Source organism: Phaeobacter sp. NW0010-22, from assembly GCF_040365955.1.
Lineage (GTDB): Bacteria > Pseudomonadota > Alphaproteobacteria > Rhodobacterales > Rhodobacteraceae > OMPR01.
The window spans coordinates 129,984-148,659 of the sequence record NZ_BAABWT010000006.1 but is presented as its reverse complement, the minus strand read 5'-3'; the positions used below and the strand labels follow the sequence as shown (position 1 = coordinate 148,659).

Sequence of the window (18,676 nt, the reverse complement as noted above, 5' to 3'; positions counted from 1 at the left end):
CTGAACCTTGAACTGGTTCGTTACTTGCGCTTGAACAGAGCGTCCTGCGCCTGCTTGCTGCGATGGTCCCCGCGGAGTTCAATGTTGAGTGACTGTCCGGCTTGCACTGCGGGGCGCGCGCCGACTTTTTTCAACCACCGCTCAAGATGCGGTTTGTCATCCAATTGCTGTTGCTGACCTTCCCAGAGATGCGCCCAAGGCCAAGTTGCCATATCTGCGATTGAGAAAAAGTCACCGGCCACAAATTCGGTTTCGGCCAGCTTGCGATCAAGTACACCATAAAGCCGAGCCACTTCGGCGCGATATCGGTCTTTGGCATACGGAAGGTCCTGCGGCGGGTCCATGTGTGGGGCATATTTCAAAAAATGATGCGCCTGTCCGGCCATCGGCCCCACGCCCCCCATTTGCCACATAAGCCATTGTTCGACGTTAATCCGGTCCCGCTCTGTGTAGCCGTAGAACAGCCCAGTTTTGCGCGCCAAGTACATCAGGATTGCACCACTTTCAAACAGCGAGATCGGCGCATTGTCCGGCCCGTTCGGATCTAAGATCGCGGGCATGCGGTTGTTCGGTGCGAGCTTAAGAAAGTCAGGTGCGAATTGGTCGCCTTTGCCAATATTGATTAGGTTCACGGTGTATGGCAGCCCCATTTCCTCAAGCGCAATCGACACTTTCCAGCCGTTCGGCGTTGGCCAATAGTAGAGTTCGATTGGATCAGTCATAGAGATACCTCGCGCTTGTATGCGCTGGATCATGACGGTTTTTGCGTCAGGAACAAGGGGCGGACCACGGTCGGGCGCGCAAACAGTCGTGACCAGCGCGGCGCCGGAGCTTCTGGCAGCCCGCTCCGCAAAAGATCAAGCGTGAGCTTTTCGCGATTACGCAGTAAATCTTGATAAAATGGCATGGTGCCCGGTCGCATATAGGTTGACCAATGGCAGATTCGGCGTTGGGGTGGCGCAATGATTTGACCCAAGCGGGCAATCTGTTTCAGAGTTTTGGGGCAATCCAACTGCAGCGTCAGAACGTTTCTGAGATTAACGCCATGTCCTATGACCCGATCCCCCGGTACAGCAGGCGCGACCATCCGTTCGTACAAAAAGTCGAAAATATCATTTTCGCGACTAGTGATGTTGACAAATTCAGCCTGTCGTCCAGATGGCGAGGTGAGGGCAGCAATCAATCGACCCTGATAGGTCGCGCCGGTCATTGAAATGATGCGATCAACCGCGCCGGGGGGGACATGGAGCAGGGATTCCAAAATCACCTCAACCCCCATCGAATGCGTTAATACGTGGATCGGACGCTGGGGGCTTTGCTGATGTACTCTAGACAAAACTTTGGCCAGGGCTTTCCCGGCCAGTTTTGCGCGATGATGTGCCTGCCAAAGCGCGCATCGCGCGTCCCAGCCAAAGGCGATTGCCAAGCCTTCGGCTTGATTGCCTTGGCCAAACCCCAGTTGGTGGGGCCATTGAGACGCGATCCCGGTCCCGCCCTCTGGCGGAAGAGACAGAATATCTCGGTGGGGGCAATTTGAACCCTGATTGGGGGCGAATTTGTACCCATGTGTCATGACAATGACGGGGCCATCGGTTGATTTAGTTTGCTTCAAGATACTTGCAACGGGGTGGGGGCTGCCGTGTATGACCGGCGTCTCGCCCTGGGCGTTGATCCTGATGAGTGCCATTATGCTACCCCGTCCAAGGTCTTGTCGCTTCCTCACTTGCACGAGGCTATGACGATGCTGTGAAGGAGGGATTACACCTGCGTGACGGTCGTCAGCGGGTTTGACGCAACAGGTGGGGTACCGGTTTTGTTGCTAATAAAAAGGAAGATGCCCGGAGTTTCATTTTTCGCTGGCGGATTTTTCCTCAATGCTCTCCGATAGGGAATCTAAACGCGATGCTGCTGTCCTCAGGTCGCTGGCCTCGCTTGCTCGTAGGTGCGCGCACCTATGCCATCTCCGGATCGAACTAGATCATAAGAGGGCCTTGCTGATTCATCGCTTACAAGCGTGACCCAAGGCTTTACCGTTGTTCGTAATGTAGGCAGTTTCAACGGCTGCATCGTCTTGCTGCGTATCTCCATCGTCCTGAGAAACCGTTGCATATAGCCAAACCGGTATAGAAGACGGCACCGCGTTGTTGAGGGTTACTACGCCCTTCTGAGCCACGATAACGGTTGTGTTTTCGGGTAAGTCACACGGTAACTCGTTGACCCCAACAGACATTGCGCCGTTTACAAAAAGCCCAGTTGCGTGAACGCTACATTTACTTCCGTTCGACAACTCAATGTCCAATTGATCTCCTGCGTTTATGTCATGCCATGCATTTTTCAGGGCATGAATGGGGAGTTTTGTTGCTCCCTTTTTGACCGCAGTGCGCGTTGTGAAGCTAAAAATTTGCCCTTCGGCATAAAGCGTCGCTCGCTCTTTCGATTCGCCTTGAGTGTTGCTGAGTGGAGATCCCAAGGAGCGGAACTGTGGCCCACCCACCATTGTGCCCTGCAATGATCCACGCGCATTATTTCGCACATGGATCAATCCGTCGAATTTTTGAAGCTGGGCTGTCCATTCACCATCCCCGCCCAAGACATAGAGTGCTTTCTTCGCGTTGAGCAATCGACAGTCGCCCAAGTCAACACAGCCACGAAATTGTCGTAGGCGGACTGCTTCAAGAGTTCCTGATACTGCTTCAATGGTATGGCCTTCACAGATCACATTGAGTTCACCGTGGCGCTGGAGAGAAATGTCCGTACCGGGGTATTTTTCAAATTTAGAAGTGCCTGTTCCCTTATAAAGTACGCCATAATATTCCGAATTTGGATCTGGTGCTATGTTGGTAGCCGTCTGATGGGAAACACTAATCTTCGCACGATTGACGCGCTTTCGCTGTTCGTCGCACGCAAAAGCATCAGACACATCGCCAACTCCGATCCAGTAGGGATGGCTTACCCCGATATGTGTGACCGCGCCTATGTCCGCCCCTGCGACAGCGGCTAATTCCCACCCTTTTTTGAAACCGTGTGCGCCTCGGTCAATTTGCGATAGAAACACCAACTTGACGTCTTCGGGATGCCATGTTTTTTCGAGTGCATAAGAGGTTTTGTCCAAAAGCTCGATGCCGCCTGGAGGTGTGTATTTCCCCCCCCAATGGGCAAGAAAAAGCATGTTGCTTTTCGTGTTGCTGCGGCCAAAAGTTCCAACTTTTAAATTTGGACGGGTTATCCAGCCAAATACGCCAGTTAAGGTCGAGGGGTCACTGTCCACAAAGGGGTCATTATCATCTTTCTTTACTGACGCCGCACGGCAAATGAGCGCCCGCAAGGTGACATCTGACCTCTTTGTTGGGGGGCGTGATGTATAATATCCGGTACTTGAACCTAAGACGATCCCATGTTCCCCGCGGTTGGAGGGTTTCGAAGCAGGATAACTGTATTGCCCGATAACGCGATCACCATCCCAAGTGGCCCCTGAGGCAGCCAAGTTCAAACCAATTTGGAACGTTTGGAAATTCGTCCACAGGTGATGACTGTGCGACCACTTCGCTTTTATATCAAATTGCCTACAGACGTCGATATAGCTCCCCGCTTCCGGGGTGTATCGTATGATGCCTCCCATACCGTTTGGATTCAGTGAAATAGAGTATTCAGAGGGCGACAGTTCGGCATGCACCAATTCTGCAATTTCCGAGCCGAATAGGCCGTGATCTTTTGGTAAGGCCTTGTGAACATCGGCGCGGTAAATCGCTACACGAATATCATCGGGTCGTTCAGCAAAAAAATCGAATGGCCATTCGCTTTGAACGCCATCCGCCCGCTTACGGGTATAGCTGCGCACAAAATAGTCACCTACGGCGCGGCAAAGCCCCATTCCAGCCTCTCTCGCGTAGCGATCCGCAAGCAAAAAACCGTTAATGGCATTAGTGCCAGCTTCACGATACGGGCCGTATACTTTCGCATTAATCCCGTCGAGGTCACCTTCTTGTAGTTGTCGCCATCGCATGTTTGGGTCAAACCCAAAGTGTTTAGGGGAAGGGACAGATTGCGGAACTACGTTTGGCATATCAGGAATCCAAGCGGCGCCGTTCCGCCAGCGATATGCCTCTTGGTCAGCAACAAAAATTTCTCCATTTCGAAGACGAGCGCCACTCGCTAACCATTCCTTCGCAGCGCTCCGAGAAACAAAAACCTCTTTTGCCGTGGCCAAATATTCCTGATTGGAGCCAGCAGCGAATCCTACCGCGCCATTTAGGGGGGATGATGCCGCTGCAATAAGAAATTTACGGCGGTTAAGCATTGATATTCACCCATATTAGTAACTTAGACAACATTTGCCTGATGTTCGTTAAATCTTTGGCGTCAATGTAATTGTATCCACTCAAATACTATGTGGCAATGATATTGTTTCGCGGTGCGTTTGATTTTAATTGAGGTATTACTTATCTTTATCCGCCAACCTGGTTCCCCGCTTTATTGCTTGGTGGCACAAGCAATCTGATATGCTAATTTGGGGGGGTTATTTAACAGGATTTTTTTGGGTGAGTGCTCTCGCATATGAGAGGGCTTGGAGTTTTTACATATTTTTCTTTTAATCACAGGTTAAAGTCTCGCCCTAGGTATTGTGATAAGTCAACCAACTTTTGATCCGTTATATTGATGTTTTAGGTGGCGACGCGATTGCAGTAAAATTTATAGTGGCACCGTTGATTTAAATGGTGGAATAGATGGAGCGACATGGTTGTGGTCTTCGGAATTCAGGAAGGATTGGTAGCAGAGCGTAGGGATCAAAACAAAATGACCGATGCGACCTATCTCAAAACGCATCGGATGGCGTCCCGCTCGCGGAGAATGCGGGTGGCGTGGCCAACTGATCGGTCGAAGCAAAGACGGCATAAACGTAAGATTTCACGCCCTCACCGACGGTGTTGGACACCATATCCGGTTATTCGATCCGCTGGTGGTTTGGGTGCTGCGAGATCGCGGACATGATGCAGTCTGGTTCTGCAAAGCCTCAATTAGAAAAGGGGTAAAGCCTTGTACGGCCCGGGTGGGCGCAAAGCGACAAACCGGTCAGATCTAAAAACGACGAATCAGGATCGAGATCATATTCCGACGCCAACGTGACTGGGGTCGTGTCGTCACTGACTACGACAGATCCCTGGGGTATTTCTCACAGCTATCGCGCTCGCAAAAGATTTCTTGTTCTGGCTGTAAATCAATGAGCCCGAAACTTAATCAATACCCGCCAACCGAGAATTACTCTCAGTTGGCGGTTCAATTGTATTACACTCATTAGTGAGGCCGGTATTTAGACTGCGGCTCCGTCGATGCTACTATTCGGCTGCTTGAGACTCTGGTGAAGTCCAAGCATTTGAGACAAAGGCAGCATCCAAGTCTGTTTGGGCGATGTGGTTCGTATAATTCGACAACGTTTTAAGGGCGGTGCCAAGAATGACTTCCAAAATTGTTTGCCGCGTATAGCCCGCCGCTAATACCGCTTCGATTTGTGTGTTCGACAACCAGCCGCGGTTTTTGTTAAGTGCAATCGTAAGCTGACGCAGGGCTTCTAATTTGCTGTCTGGAATAGAAGTGTCGTTGCGCAGTGCTGTTATGACCTCTTCTTTGACACCACCCATCTGAGAAAGGGTCGTATGAGCTGCCATGCAATATTCACAGCCGTTTAGGCGGTTGTTGGTCATCAAGATGATCTGGCGTTCTGTTTCTGAAAGATCAGCTTTGCCGAAAATTTCTGATAGGGTTGTGTACCCTTCCAGAATGGTCGGAGCCTCAGCCATAGTGGCATAGAGGTTCGGCACAAACCCATAGGCCTTGAGTGCGTTTTGCAGAATTGGCTTAGCGGTCGCTGGTGCAGTGTCCAAAGTGTGTGTGCTAAAAGTTGTCATGTTCGGTTCCATTTCTAGTTGGTTCCCGCATTTTGCCTGATGATTTTGTGCCCATCCTCAACGAGGCTGTGCCGGAGTTTTTTCAGCTGTGTGCGGTTACAAAGATCAGTGCAGTCTGATCTCGCAAGAAGTGAGAAAGAGACTGCGGCACCCCCATCGGTTCAGAGGGCGCCGGAGTTTGGCCAATCGTTGAGTTAGAGATCACCCACAGGTGAATGCACGATTTCGGCCCATTTGGCGTTTGCCCCTTCGATCACAGAGGTTTTGTCTTCCTGATACTTTTGGAAGATCGCGGCATTGACAAAAAGATACAATTTCCCATCGACAATGTCGGCATACCGGACATCACCGTCTAGCTTTTTGCCAACAAAAACGCCAAATGCGCAGAACCCGCCAAATTGGGGCAGGTAGTTTTCCGGATCGGCATCAAAGCCTTGCTGAGCTTCGGTCGTGCTAAAGTAGTAATCCACGCCGTCATGGCTGGATGTGTACTTCGCGTCACCAATCGCGGGGGCGCCATCTTGGAACATCGAAACTGGATCAACGCCGTGCATACCCAGAGGGTTCCCGTTGAGGCTGAGGCCATTTGAGACATTATATTCGTCGGCCGCGAAAACAGGCGAGGCAAGAGCAAACGTTACCGCAAGGGCCGTCGCGTGAAGAAATAAAGTGGTGTTCATGGTTTTATCTTTTCATTGAGGGATAAGGACACGGCAATGCCAAGCTGGGTAGGGCAGCAGAGGCATCACCGTGCCGAGAGTTGTATTGCGATTTAGAAAAAGTCTGCTTTGACTAGGTCAAAGATCCTTCGTCAGGCGGATTTTCCAATCCGCTCGACTGCGTCTTCTGTCCACCAGAGACCGTTTGCAACCATTCGGAAGTTGATCAGAGCAGCCAGATATCCATCGCCTTCGGGTACCTTTGCACCGGCGGTCGCATCACGCACGACAGCAACTTCGTACCCCAGTTCCAGCAGATCATAGAGGTGCGCCTGCGTGCAGAGGTTCGCGGACATACCTGCAAGGATCACTTTGTCGATTCCACGTTTACGCAGCTGAAGATTCAGATCGTTTTGGGCCGGGCTGTAAACTTTGTGCGGCGAACAGACGATGGTTTCGCCGTCTTCAATGTACTTCTTGTATTGCGGCATCCAATCAGCGCCCGAGCCTTCGAAATTCTCAAGGTTCAGCGGCCCCAGCCGGTCGAACATACCGATGGAATGCATGGTCGCTTCCAGTGTGCCTTCAAAATTCCATTTGTGGTCATGGGGGTAGTAATAGTGGGGAGAGATGAAAACAGGCATGCCTACGGCCTTTGCCGCGATGAACAACCGCTCGATGTTGTCCACGGTTCCTTGTTCGGTCACGCTTTCGCCAACGACCCCCCAAGTCACGCCGTCCTCGGACAAAAAGTCGATCTGCGGATCCGTGACGACTAACGCTGTGCGGCCTGGATCAATATCCATGTCGATCTGGGGTAGGCCGGGGGATTTGGGGTCTGCATAATAGGCCCGAGCCTCGTCAGTTGCGGCGGCGGCTGTTCCGCCTGCCACGGCTGCGACCGCTGCCGCAGCGGCTCCCGCGGATCGGGTCATCAGTCGGCGACGTGCCATGTCAACGCGCTCGGGCGTAACATCGCAACCGCAATTGGTGTGGTGGTGGTGATCATGGTCATTCATGGGAAAGGACCTTTGCTTGGATGGTGGCAGCGTGTTTTGGTGTCTTGCTGCCGGGGTGATGAGGTGAAGTCCCTTTGCACGAGGCACGCCTCCGCCAGCCCGCTTGCGCTGTAGGCATCAGGGGGGGTAAGCCGTGCTTGGGGATAGGTGCCGCTTGACTCAGTCAAAACCGGTGTTCGTTGGAGCCGCGCGTGGCTAGGCCATAGGGGGCAAAACCGTTATCGCATCCATCACGCCGCCGCTGTGCAGTGCATGCGTCAAGGTTCCACCTGACATGAAAATCAGGAATGACAACGTACCGACGAGCAGTGCCGCTACGATGGCGACAACCAGCATGCCGAACATACCAGTTCTGTCGGTATATCCCGCTTGCGATATCTTCCAAGGCGCGACGCCGTGATATTTTGGAGAGGCTACTTGGGGTGTTCTGTTGACCTTACTCATGGCGAACGCCTTTCTCTTTGGGGGAGAGATGTTAGCGGCGCAGCGATGTGCTCACGCTGTCCATTCTCTCTGTTGATCCATGAGAAGACATTATGCTGGGTATGGGACGCTGGTATTGGCCCGGCCTGCCACGATCTTGGCTAAACCTGCCATAGACAGGCATTGTGCAGATCAAACAGTAGAAGATTGCTGCCTGAACTGGGCTGGGGCCTTACCAACCCATCGCTTAAAGGCACGAGTAAAGGTACTTTGCTCGGAAAAGCCGGTCAAAAAGGCAATCTCTGCGATTGAAATCTTGTCGTCTCGCAGTAGCTTTTGCGCGAGCGAAGATTGGGCGTTCGCCAGCACGTCGCGAAACGTAAGCCCCTCTTTTGCAAGACGGCGATATAGCGTGCGTTCGCTCATGCCCATTTCGCGAGCAATGTCCGCTGCCTGAGGCAACCCAGTGCTGAGCGTTGGGGTAAGATGATGCAATAGCGTGCTGCTGAATGACGGAGAGTCTTTGAGCGAACTCATTTTAGTTTCGAGGTGCCCTGTCAGGAAATCCGATACTGCCTGGTCACTAAGCCGGTTCGAGAGATCGAGCATTTCAGTTTTGAGCTGGATCGCGTCTTGGTCCGCATTGAACTGGACCGGGCACCCAAAATGTGCTGCGTATCGATCTGTATCACATCGGCAGGTGTGGCGAAATGAAACCGAACTCAGAACAAGCCCGGATCCAACGAACCGGTGCATATTTTTTGCAAAGCCTGCAAGAGCGCATTCGTTGCGTAGCTCAAGCGCAGCACGATGAAGCGTTTGGCTCTGGAAAATCCAAAAGGCGTCGGGGCCTTTTTCAACAAGCTGATAAACAGCAGTGTCTGTTACAAGACGAAAATACCGTTCAACACGCTGCAGAGAGGCCCGTAGCGTTGGTGCCGTTTTGATGGCCAGCCCAAGAACGCCAAGATCATCGGTTTGAATGGATGCGGCATAAGCTTCGACTAATGCAACTTCATCGGGATGCCGTTCGCGTATCCAGTCGATAAGATCAAAGTAATCTGTGTCTGCAAGCAACCCATCGACGGGACGTGGCAAACGAAGGACGACGGCGCCGTTCGAAACTAGCGCACCTTCATCTGTTAACGTCATCCCGGCCGCTTCGGCCATAGCGCGTGCGAATGCATTGGTTACGCTGGGCATATTCAATATTTCTACATTAGAATTATTGAATAGGGATATATCAGACAAATCTATATGACTAGATGTTTCAAACGCGGCACCAAGGACTCTTTCTGAAACGGTTGATGAATTCAGGTCCTGCCTCAGTTCTGGCTACTGGGTATTGTTAGAGGGGAAAATGCCATCGCAGCAGCAGCGCATTGACCCCGGGGTTTTTCGCCGCGGTTGAGGCATTGGATTTGTGGGTAAGGGCCATTGATATTGCTCCACCGTTTTTCAAACGTTTGCCAACGGCTAAGGAGCTGCGAACTTCAAACACAGAACCCAAGTCATTTTCAGTTGTTAAATGGGCATATAGGCCTGGCATTATGCTTACTTCGGCAAACCATCGGTGCCCTAGGTCAATAATTCCAACAGGGCCGCCTCCAAGATGTACGTCTCCTGTACCAAAGATAGAAACAGCGCCGCCCCATCTCAGTTCCAAGTGTTTTCTAATGTAGAAGGGGGAAGAATGGTACTCAGCAGATACAATCGCGGTATCCTTTGACCGGCTGCTAGAAAAATCTGCAAAGCCAGTGCCAACAATCCATTCCTCAGAATGGGCTGGCAAAAATGAGCATAGAAAGAATGCGCACGGCAGAAGGCTTTTCATGGTGGTGGTACCCTGTATCGGTCAGTAATGCGTATCGGCACGAACAAGGGTTCGATGGTGCCGGGATGAACAAATTTAGGGTAATTCGAATGAAGTAGTCGGTATTGGCTCGGCCTGCCAAGGGATTGGCCGTTTCTGCCATCTCACTCCACAAATCCTAGCTCTTGGAATATGGACATAGCTACCGACAGCGCCCATGCCTGAAACGCGATTATGCCCATCAGGAATCATCCCTTTTGAACCGGAGGTGCAAACCATGCCCGCTAAAAATCACTCAGTTTTTTGAAGTTCTGTCTTGGCTGATACGGGGTGTGATTTTGAAGGGAGGCTTGCTGTCAATGACTTAAACAAAGTCGCTATCCGAAGCGTAGGGAACAAAATTCATGTATGGCCGAAAATACCATTTTGCAAAGGTTGCTTACTGCGCAAAACGGCCACCCGCTGCGGATGGCTGCATCCAGCTCAAAGGCGACATTGTCGAAGGCCTAAGGCTGAATCGCTAAACGGATATTACTTCAGTTGGCCTCGTTGCTTTGGCCTAACCAATCAAAGCGTCCATTGTCCCATAGGAAATGAAGATCAGTTTCTAACATGGTTTCTACGTTGAGCGTTGATATTTATGAACTCTGTTTGAACTCTCGCTCAGTCGAGGAGGTGCTTCTCACAATCCACACGCAGATCTCGGGCTTTACGGACTCTCGGATCGTCCCTGTTTCGTAGATACGTACGGACTCACGGAACACTTCTTATAATTTCACTGATTTGGGATGGAGGACGTGGTTATGATGCGTGCAGTCGTTGACGCTAGGAAGAGCTTTCTTGACCCAGTAGAACACAAAAAGATCCTGAAAAGTTCAGGATCAACAGCCCTGTGCCCTTTGATATCAACACTGTCCTCGATAAGCTTCAAAAGCTAAACGAAGTGATGGTCACAGGGGCAGGGAACCGCGAAAAGCAGGACCCGTATCACGGAAAACTCAGCCGCTTGATTGGTCGCCTGGAAGCCAAGTGGCAAGCGGAAGCTAGCTGCAGCCGCGTTGATCGGGTCTGCTTGGAGATTCCTGTGGTCGCCTCAACTCCGACACTGTTGCAAAAGGTCAAACCGCGTTGTCCAATTTCGATATCGGCGTCTGCTTCAGCGCACTCATCCGTCACATTAAGTCGGCGAACTCCATGTTTGCTCGAGAACATGTTTTACGATACGGCACTCTGCGCCGCGCCGCTTCTTTTGGCTTCTTGAAGACTACGAGGCCACAGGACGAAAAGGATCGCTGCCCCTGAGATGTCATTTCCCTTCAGCGTCTTTGGCAATTCCTCAAGAGCGCAATTTAGCAGAAATTGACCCTTTCGTTGGACCTTTGCGGCTATCTGCACGACGAACCGGGTCTGCGGGTGATATGCGCTCCGGCTTCGGCCCGCTCATACTGCGGCGGCGCAGGCGGCTTTGAAGCCGGGGCGATTTCAAACTGGATGTCTGCTGCCTTCAGCGACAAGAGCGCAAGGGCGCCGGTGCCGATTACTGTTGCTATGGTAAACCCACCCTCCACCGCCCCGTGCCAGAGGCCGCGCAGGTCAACATCGGCGCCCGCGTCTTGCAAGCGGCGTGTGTCGTCCAGCAGCCCCGCGGCTTGCGCATGCGAACCCTGGTAGGATGGGCGGATCACACCCTGCACGCTGACCGGCGCTTGCGAAGGATTCCACCTACGCAACACGGTGTTAATACAAGACTGCAGACCGAAGGGGGCGTGCAGGTTCTTGTGCTTGGGACAAGGTCAGGGGTCGCGCACGGCTAGTGTCGCAGGCAACGATGCGTATAGGGTGCGGGCTCATTCGGCGGCCATCGGCATCGGTGCTTCCGCGATGAGTGACTTGAGCTCGGGTTTGCAGGACCCGCAATTCGTGCCAGCGCAGGTAGCGCCCCCAAGCGCGGCGACAGATTTGGCGCCAGCAGCGATGGCCGACATCAGCGTGTTGCGCCCGACGTTGAAGCAGGCGCAGACCGTCGCGCCGGGGTCGGGCAGATTGGCAGCATTGCGACCAGCAAGCGCCATAAGCGATGGTGTTTCTGTTCCGATCACACTGATGATTGCGTTTCGGGCCACGACAACGGGGCGGGGCGCAACGAACAGAAGCGCTTCGATTACGCCGTCCTGGACCAGCGCCACACGGGTGGTTCCGCTGGCTGGATCGGTGTGAATTGAAACTTCTGCCTGTTTCAATCCAGCAAGCTTTTGCGCCTCGGCCTCCCAATCGGGGGGCGTTCTGCGCCCTGCCAGTTCTACCTGCCAGCCGGTGGTCGTGCGGGCTACCGCAGCATAGGGCGTCTGTGGCCTAGGCTGGTGACGGCAAGCCAGAAATCCGTACCAAGCCGCACGGTAGATCTGTGCTGTGATCGAACCGGTTTTGAGCGCGGGCTGGCCTGAAACAGGATCGACCACTGGTGCTGTCAGGCTGTTGACCGTGCCACGTTTTGAGCGTTGGCGCGTCCAATGCATCGGCGCGAATAGCTGCCCCTGCGGGCCGCGGTCAGTTATCAATGTGCGCAAAAGAGCCGAGCCATAGAGGCTTTCAATCTCAATGATCGCCCCGGGGTTAGCACCCAGTTCGATTGCATCGGCAGGGTGGATTTCAACATAGGGTTCCGCCAGATGAGTCCCCAACCGTTGGGATTTGCCAGTGCGTGTCATGGTGTGCCATTGGTCGCGGTTGCGGCCCGTGTTCAGGGCAAACCGTGGCTTGGATAGCTTGGGAGCGGTGACGGCGATCATCCGCGCCTTGCCGTCGGGGTGAAAAAATTGCCCGTCAGAAAAGAAGCGGTGACCATTGCGCGGCCACTGAGTAGGGAGCATTTGGTCATAATCGACATCTGCGAAAATGCTGAGATCAAGATCACGCGGGGCAGGGGACAGGGCGGTATCAAGTGCAACGTATTCCGCAAAAATGTCGGCGGGCGAATGATATGCAAAGGCTTTGCCAAACCCCATCCGTGCGGCCACATTACTTATGATTTGCCAATCCGGACGCGCTTTCCCGGGCGTTTTCAGAAACGCGCGTTGGCGCGAAATGCGACGTTCGGAATTCGTTACGGTTCCGTCTTTTTCGCCCCAGCCCGCAGCGGGCAAAAGCACGTCCGCAAGGGCATTTGTATCGGTCTTTTCGATCATGTCCGAGGTCACGACAAAAGGTACATTCGCTATCGCCTCGGCCACGCCATCGGCATCCGGCAAGGACACGGCCGGGTTTGTCGACATCACCCAGAGCGCCTTTATCTTCCCATCGGCGCAGGCCTGAAATAGATCAACCGCTTTCAGCCCCGGTTTGGTGCAGATTGTTGGGCTGCCCCAGAAATCCTGTACGGCAGCGCGGTGGTCCGCATTGGCAATCTCAAGATGGTTGGCGAGCATATTGGCCAGCCCACCCACCTCGCGCCCGCCCATGGCGTTGGGCTGGCCGGTGACAGAAAATGGCCCCATGCCCGCGCGCCCAATTCGCCCCGTCGCGAGGTGGCAGTTCAGGATCGCGTTGACCTTGTCGGAGCCGCTTTGCGACTGGTTGACGCCTTGGGAATAGATGGTGACGACCTTGTTGGTGCTCCCCCAAAGTTCGAAGAAGGTGGCGAGATCCTGCGCCGATAGGCCTGTGTCATTGAGGTTGGACGCACGCGCTATTTCGACCGCCTCTGCCACCCCGCTCACATGCGCCGATGTATAGGTGGTGTCGCTTCGTCCCGTCTCTGCCAGATGGGTCAGCAACCCGTTGAACAGCGCGATATCCCCGTCGGGTGCGATGGAAAGATGCAGATCCGCCAGTTCGCTAGTGGCCGTGCGGCGGGGGTCGATGTTGACGATGCGCATGGCTGGCCGTGCCTCTTTCGCCGCCGCGATGCGTTGGTAGAGTACCGGATGGCACCACGCGAGGTTTGATCCGACCAAAACGATCAGGTCAGCCTGTTCTAGGTCCTCATATGTCCCCGGCACCGTATCCGTGCCAAAAGCGCGTTTGTGGCCCGCCACCGAAGACGCCATGCACAGCCGCGAATTCGTGTCGATATTGGCCGATCCGATAAAGCCTTTCATCAGCTTGTTGGCGACATAGTAGTCTTCGGTCAGCAATTGGCCGGAGGCATAAAACGCGACACTTTCGGGGCCGTGTTCGGCTATGGCCGCACTGAATTTTTTGGCGACCAGATCAAGGGCGCTGTCCCAGTCGGCGGCTTCGCCGTTTATTTTGGGCTGCAATAGCCGCCCCTCTAGATCAATCGTCTCGCCCAAGGACGCTCCCTTGGAACACAGCCGACCGAAATTCGCGGGGTGATCGGGATCGCCCTTGATCGTGCCGTCCTCGTTGGCCAGCACCCCGCAGCCCACGCCGCAATAGGGGCAGGTTGTGCGGGTCATGCTCATGCTGCGCTCCGTGCTTGCAGGAATGTGCGATCCAGCAGGATGCGCCCGCCGTCCACGCGGGCCGGATAGGTCGCTACACGGCCCTCATCGGCACCCTGCGCCTCTCCGGTTTCCAGCGAGATTACCCAATTGTGCAGTGGGCACGTCACGGATTTGCCATGCACGATGCCGTCAGCCAATGGTCCCGCCTTATGCGGGCAAGCATTGTCGAGAGCAAAGACCTCGTCTTGTGCTGTGCGGAAAACCGCCACACAGCCAAGCGCCGTTTTGATCATCCGCGCCCCGCGCCGAGGGACATCCACTAGGGCTGCAATATCAATCCAGTCGGTCATTCCGCGGCCTCCACTAACAAGTTTGCAAGGGGCCGGTAACGCTCGGCCTTTTGGGTGGCATGTTCGGCCCAAGGGTCTTTGCGATAGATGGTCTGACTGAGTTCGAACCGCTCGACCAAAGCATCGCGTTCGGCTTCGACACGTTCTTTGATCCAGTCCAGCCCCACCTTGGCCATCCATTTGTAGATCCGGTCGAGGTATTTGGCGTTTTCGCGATAGAGTTGCGTGACGGCCTTGATCACGAGGATCGCCTCCGCCTCAGTCGAAACCTGGCACAGCAGCTCGGTTTCCTTGACGTCCATGCCCGCCGCCCCGCCGATGCTGATCTGATAGCCGCTGTCTACGCAGATAATGCCGATGTCCTTGCAGGTGGCTTCGGCACAGTTGCGCGGACAGCCAGACACGGCCAGTTTCAATTTATGAGGCGTCCAGGTGCCATGCAGCGTCTGTTCGAGCTTGATGCCAAGGCCGGTGCTGTCTTGTGTGCCAAAGCGGCAGTGGTCGGTGCCGACACAGGTTTTCACCGTGCGCAGCCCCTTGGAATACGCAAAGCCCGACACCATGCCCGCAGCATTTAGATCGGCCCAGATGTTAGGCAGATCCTCGCCCTTTACTCCCAGCAGGTCGATCCGCTGACCGCCGGTGACCTTGACGGTCGGGACCATGTATTTATCGGCCGCATCCGCAATTGCACGCAGTTCTTGCGGTGTCGTGATCCCGCCCCACATGCGCGGCACGACGCTGTAGGTGCCGTCTTTCTGGATGTTGGCGTGTTTGCGTTCGTTTATGAACCGGCTTTGAGGATCGTCTTGGTACTCAAGCGACCAATCTGCGAGCAGATAGAAGTTCAACGCAGGGCGACAGACGTGGCAGCCATCGGGCGTCTTCCAGCCGCATTCTTGCCAAACGGCAGGCATGGACGTCAGCTTTCGCGATTTGATCATGCGTCGCACGTCTTCGTGGGTCATATCGGTACAGCCACAGATCGATGCGGCGGTGGGAATGACGAAATCATCGCCAAGCGTGACGGCCAACACCTGTTCGACCAGCCCCGTGCAAGTGCCACAGGAAGCGCTGGCCTTTGTCGTGACCTTTATCGCACCCAGATCAGAGGCACCCGCCGCGATGGCGTCTTCGATTTGCCCTTTGCAGATACCGTTGCAACCACAGATCTCCGCGTCACGCGGTAAGGCTGCAACAGCTGCTAAAGGGTCCAGGGGGGTCCCCCCTTGAAAGGCGGGGCCAAAGATCAGCGTATCGCGCATCTCCGAGATGTCGGCCTTGTCCCGAATGAGGCCAAAGAACCAGTTGCTGTCGGCGGTGTCGCCATACATGACCGCGCCGACAAGCGTGCCCTCCTCGATCACCAGACGGCGGTAGACGCCGCGAGCGGGATCGCGGAACACGATATCCTCGCGCCCTTCGCCTTCGGCGAAATCACCGGCACTGAACAGATCGCAGCCCGTCACCTTCAGCTTGGTCGCGAGTTCTTTGGCGACAAAGGCGCCGCCCTGTCCAAGCAGGGATTTAGCAACCACCTTGGCCTGATCATAGAGCGGTGCAACAAGGCCGAACAACAACCCGTCAAATTCCACGCATTCGCCAACGGCAAAGATGTCAGGGTCCGAGGTTTGCAACTGGGCATTCACCTCGATCCCCCGCGCAACCTCCAGACCGGCATCCGTGGCCAACCGTGTTTCGGGGCGGATACCAACGGCCATGACGACCAGATCGGCCTCCAGCACGGTTTTATCCTCCAGCAACACAGCCTCAACATGGCTTTCGCCCAGTATCGCGGAGGTCGAACCCTTGCAGATGACCTTGACGCCCTTGTCCTGCAAATCGCGGCGCAGCAAGAAGCCCGCGCTTTCATCCAGTTGACGTTCCATCAGGTGGCCCATCAGATGCAGAACGGTTACGTCCATCCCGCGTTCGGCCAGCCCGGCGGCGGCCTCCAGCCCCAAGAGCCCACCACCGATGACCACAGCCTTGCCTCCCTTAGAAGCGGCTTCGATCATCGCGTTGGTGTCATCAAGATCACGGTAGGTGATGACGCCCTCCAAATCCTTGCCCGGCACCGGGATGATAAAGGGCGCAGAGCCTGTGGCGATTAGAAGCTTGTCATAGGACACCAAGCCATTCTGCCCCGTCACCGTTTTCGTCGCGCGGTCAACCCCCACCACATGCTCGCCAAAGCGGCAGGTGATGTCATTTTCCGCATACCAGTCGTCATCATGGGTCACGATGTCAGCGTAGGTTTTCTCCCCCGAGAGGACCGGCGAAAGCATGATGCGGTTGTAGTTCCCCCGTGCCTCTGCATTGAAAAGGGTGATGTCATAGGCATCACGGTCTTGTTCCAGCAGGTGCTCTAACACCCGTCCAGAGGCCATTCCGGCACCAATCACGACAAGTTTCTGTTTCATGGTCTCACTCCGCCGCGATTGCTTTGGGTTTCGGTTTCGCGCCGTGCTCGTATTCCTCAAGGAAATCGAGCACTTCTTGGCGATAGGTGTAGTAGTCGGGGTGTTCGAGCAGCGCCTTGCGGGTGCGCGGGCGCGGCAGGTTCACGTCTGTGATCTTGCCGATGGTGGCCTGTGGCCCGTTGGTCATCATCACCACGCGGTCCGCCAGCAGGATCGCCTCGTCGACATCATGTGTGACGCAAATCGCCGTCACCTTGGTGCGTGACCAAACCTCCATCAGCACTTCCTGCAATTCCCAGCGGGTCAGGCTGTCGAGCATCCCGAAAGGTTCATCCAGAAGCAACAATTTGGGTGAGAGGGCAAAGGCACGGGCAATGCCGACGCGCTGTTTCATCCCGTTCGAGAGGCTGGCGGCGTTCTTGTCCATACTGTCAGCCAACCCGACCCGCTCAAGGTAATACTCCACCACATCCTGACGTTCAGCCTGGCTTGCACGCGGGTAGACTTTGTCGGCACCGATGGCGACGTTCTCTTTGGCCGAAAGCCACGGGAACAGGTTGGGCGATTGGAACACAACGGCGCGTTCAGGGTCTGCACCTTCGACGTTCCAGCCATCCAGCCGGATCGCCCCTTTGGAAATCGGGTTCAGCCCCGCAGCCATCGTCAGAACCGTGGACTTGCCGCAGCCCGAATGCCCGATCAGCGAAATGAATTCGCCCTTGTTAATCTTCAGATTGAAGTTCTCGACCACGGTCAACGGTCCCTTCGGGGTCGGATAAACCTTGTGGAGCTGTGAGAAATTCAGAAATTTTTCTGCGATCGCGCCTTCCTGCGCTTTTGCAACCGCAGAAGGCACTGAATGGATCGGCGTGACATTGGGCAGCAGGCGCGATTCTTCTACTTTGGCGGCGATGCCTACATCCATAAGGTAGGTCGTGACCTGTGCGCGCAGGGCCTTGAACGCGGGGTTGTCGTTCATCGCAATGCGGTCGCGTGGACGCGGGACCTCGACCTTGAACTCGTCGCCCAGCGTGCCGTCGGGATTAAGGGCAATGATCCGGTCAGCAAGGATGATCGCCTCGTCCACATCATTGGTGATCAGCACGCAGGTCTTTTTGTCTGCGTCCCAGATCGCCTCGATCTCGTCGGCCAGATTGGCACGGGTCAGGGCATCCAGCGCCGAAAGAGGTTCGTCCAGCAGAAGCATTTCGGGGTCCATCGCCAGTGCACGCGCCACATTGACCCGCTGACGCATCCCACCGGATAGTTCTGCAGGACGGCGCGAAGCTGCATGGGACAGGCCCACCATGTTCACATAGTGATCGACCTTCGCAGTCCTCTCTGTCTTGGAAAGGTCGGGGAACATCGTGTCCACAGCCAGCGCAACATTGCCCTGTACCGTCAGCCAAGGCATCAACGAATAGTTCTGAAAGATCACGCCGCGTTTACGGCCCGGTTCGGTTACAGGCTCTCCCCGAAAGGTCACGGCACCTGTGGTCGGCTGTTCCAGCCCTGCCATCAGGTTGATCAGCGTGGTTTTACCCGTTCCGGAAAAGCCGAGGATGACAACGAACTCACCCTCTGCCACGTCCAGATTGATGTCTTTGAGAACCGGCGTTTCGCCATAGCTCTTTGTGACGTTCTTGAATTGCAGGATATTCATTGGTTTACCTTTCGCGC

At 54.7% G+C, this 18,676-nt stretch carries 14 protein-coding genes; all 14 read right to left on the bottom strand.

Features of this window, described 5'->3' with window-relative positions; all coding sequences use genetic code 11:
* Positions 1-20: 20 nt before the first annotated feature.
* Complete coding sequence (locus ABWV33_RS14415; protein WP_353331715.1) at positions 21-722, bottom strand: glutathione S-transferase N-terminal domain-containing protein; 702 nt, start codon at positions 720-722, stop codon at positions 21-23.
* A 29-nt stretch (positions 723-751) separates the two neighbouring features.
* On the bottom strand, positions 752-1,687 hold the full coding sequence (locus tag ABWV33_RS14410) for an alpha/beta hydrolase (protein ID WP_353331713.1): 936 nt from the start codon (positions 1,685-1,687) through the stop codon (positions 752-754).
* Between the two features lie 312 nt (positions 1,688-1,999).
* Positions 2,000-4,297 carry a hypothetical protein gene (locus ABWV33_RS14405; RefSeq protein WP_353331712.1) on the bottom strand — a complete coding sequence of 766 codons (2,298 nt, stop codon included), beginning with the start codon at positions 4,295-4,297 and terminating at the stop codon, positions 2,000-2,002.
* Positions 4,298-5,333: 1,036 nt separating this feature from the next.
* Positions 5,334-5,903 carry a carboxymuconolactone decarboxylase family protein gene (locus tag ABWV33_RS14400; protein WP_353331711.1) on the bottom strand — a complete coding sequence of 190 codons (570 nt, stop codon included), beginning with the start codon at positions 5,901-5,903 and terminating at the stop codon, positions 5,334-5,336.
* Between the two features lie 194 nt (positions 5,904-6,097).
* Complete coding sequence (locus tag ABWV33_RS14395; RefSeq protein WP_353331709.1) at positions 6,098-6,583, bottom strand: YHS domain-containing (seleno)protein; 486 nt, start codon at positions 6,581-6,583, stop codon at positions 6,098-6,100.
* A gap of 131 nt (positions 6,584-6,714) precedes the next feature.
* Entirely contained in the window at positions 6,715-7,581 is an 867-nt protein-coding gene (locus ABWV33_RS14390; protein ID WP_353331707.1) for a cysteine hydrolase family protein, read from the bottom strand.
* Positions 7,582-7,776: 195 nt separating this feature from the next.
* Entirely contained in the window at positions 7,777-8,025 is a 249-nt protein-coding gene (locus tag ABWV33_RS14385; protein WP_147232866.1) for a hypothetical protein, read from the bottom strand.
* A gap of 171 nt (positions 8,026-8,196) precedes the next feature.
* Entirely contained in the window at positions 8,197-9,207 is a 1,011-nt protein-coding gene (locus ABWV33_RS14380) for an AraC family transcriptional regulator ligand-binding domain-containing protein (RefSeq protein ID WP_353331705.1), read from the bottom strand.
* A 145-nt stretch (positions 9,208-9,352) separates the two neighbouring features.
* Positions 9,353-9,838 (bottom strand): acyloxyacyl hydrolase, encoded by a 486-nt coding sequence (locus ABWV33_RS14375; protein WP_353331703.1) that lies wholly within the window; start codon positions 9,836-9,838, stop codon positions 9,353-9,355.
* Between the two features lie 1,364 nt (positions 9,839-11,202).
* On the bottom strand, positions 11,203-11,502 hold the full coding sequence (locus tag ABWV33_RS14370) for a hypothetical protein (protein ID WP_353331701.1): 300 nt from the start codon (positions 11,500-11,502) through the stop codon (positions 11,203-11,205).
* Positions 11,503-11,664: 162 nt separating this feature from the next.
* Positions 11,665-14,241, bottom strand: coding sequence for a nitrate reductase (locus tag ABWV33_RS14365; protein WP_353331699.1), 2,577 nt, complete (start codon positions 14,239-14,241; stop codon positions 11,665-11,667).
* Complete coding sequence (gene nirD, locus ABWV33_RS14360; RefSeq protein ID WP_113823388.1) at positions 14,238-14,573, bottom strand: nitrite reductase small subunit NirD; 336 nt, start codon at positions 14,571-14,573, stop codon at positions 14,238-14,240. Before nirD ends, ABWV33_RS14365 begins: the two co-directional genes overlap by 4 nt.
* Positions 14,570-16,996, bottom strand: coding sequence for a nitrite reductase large subunit NirB (gene nirB, locus ABWV33_RS14355; RefSeq protein ID WP_353331697.1), 2,427 nt, complete (start codon positions 16,994-16,996; stop codon positions 14,570-14,572). Before nirB ends, nirD begins: the two co-directional genes overlap by 4 nt.
* 4 nt (positions 16,997-17,000) lie before the next feature.
* The gene (locus ABWV33_RS14350) at positions 17,001-18,659 is read right to left on the bottom strand and encodes an ABC transporter ATP-binding protein (RefSeq protein WP_353331695.1); all 1,659 of its coding nucleotides are present in this window, start codon (positions 18,657-18,659) and stop codon (positions 17,001-17,003) included.
* Between the last annotated feature and the right edge of the window lie 17 nt (positions 18,660-18,676).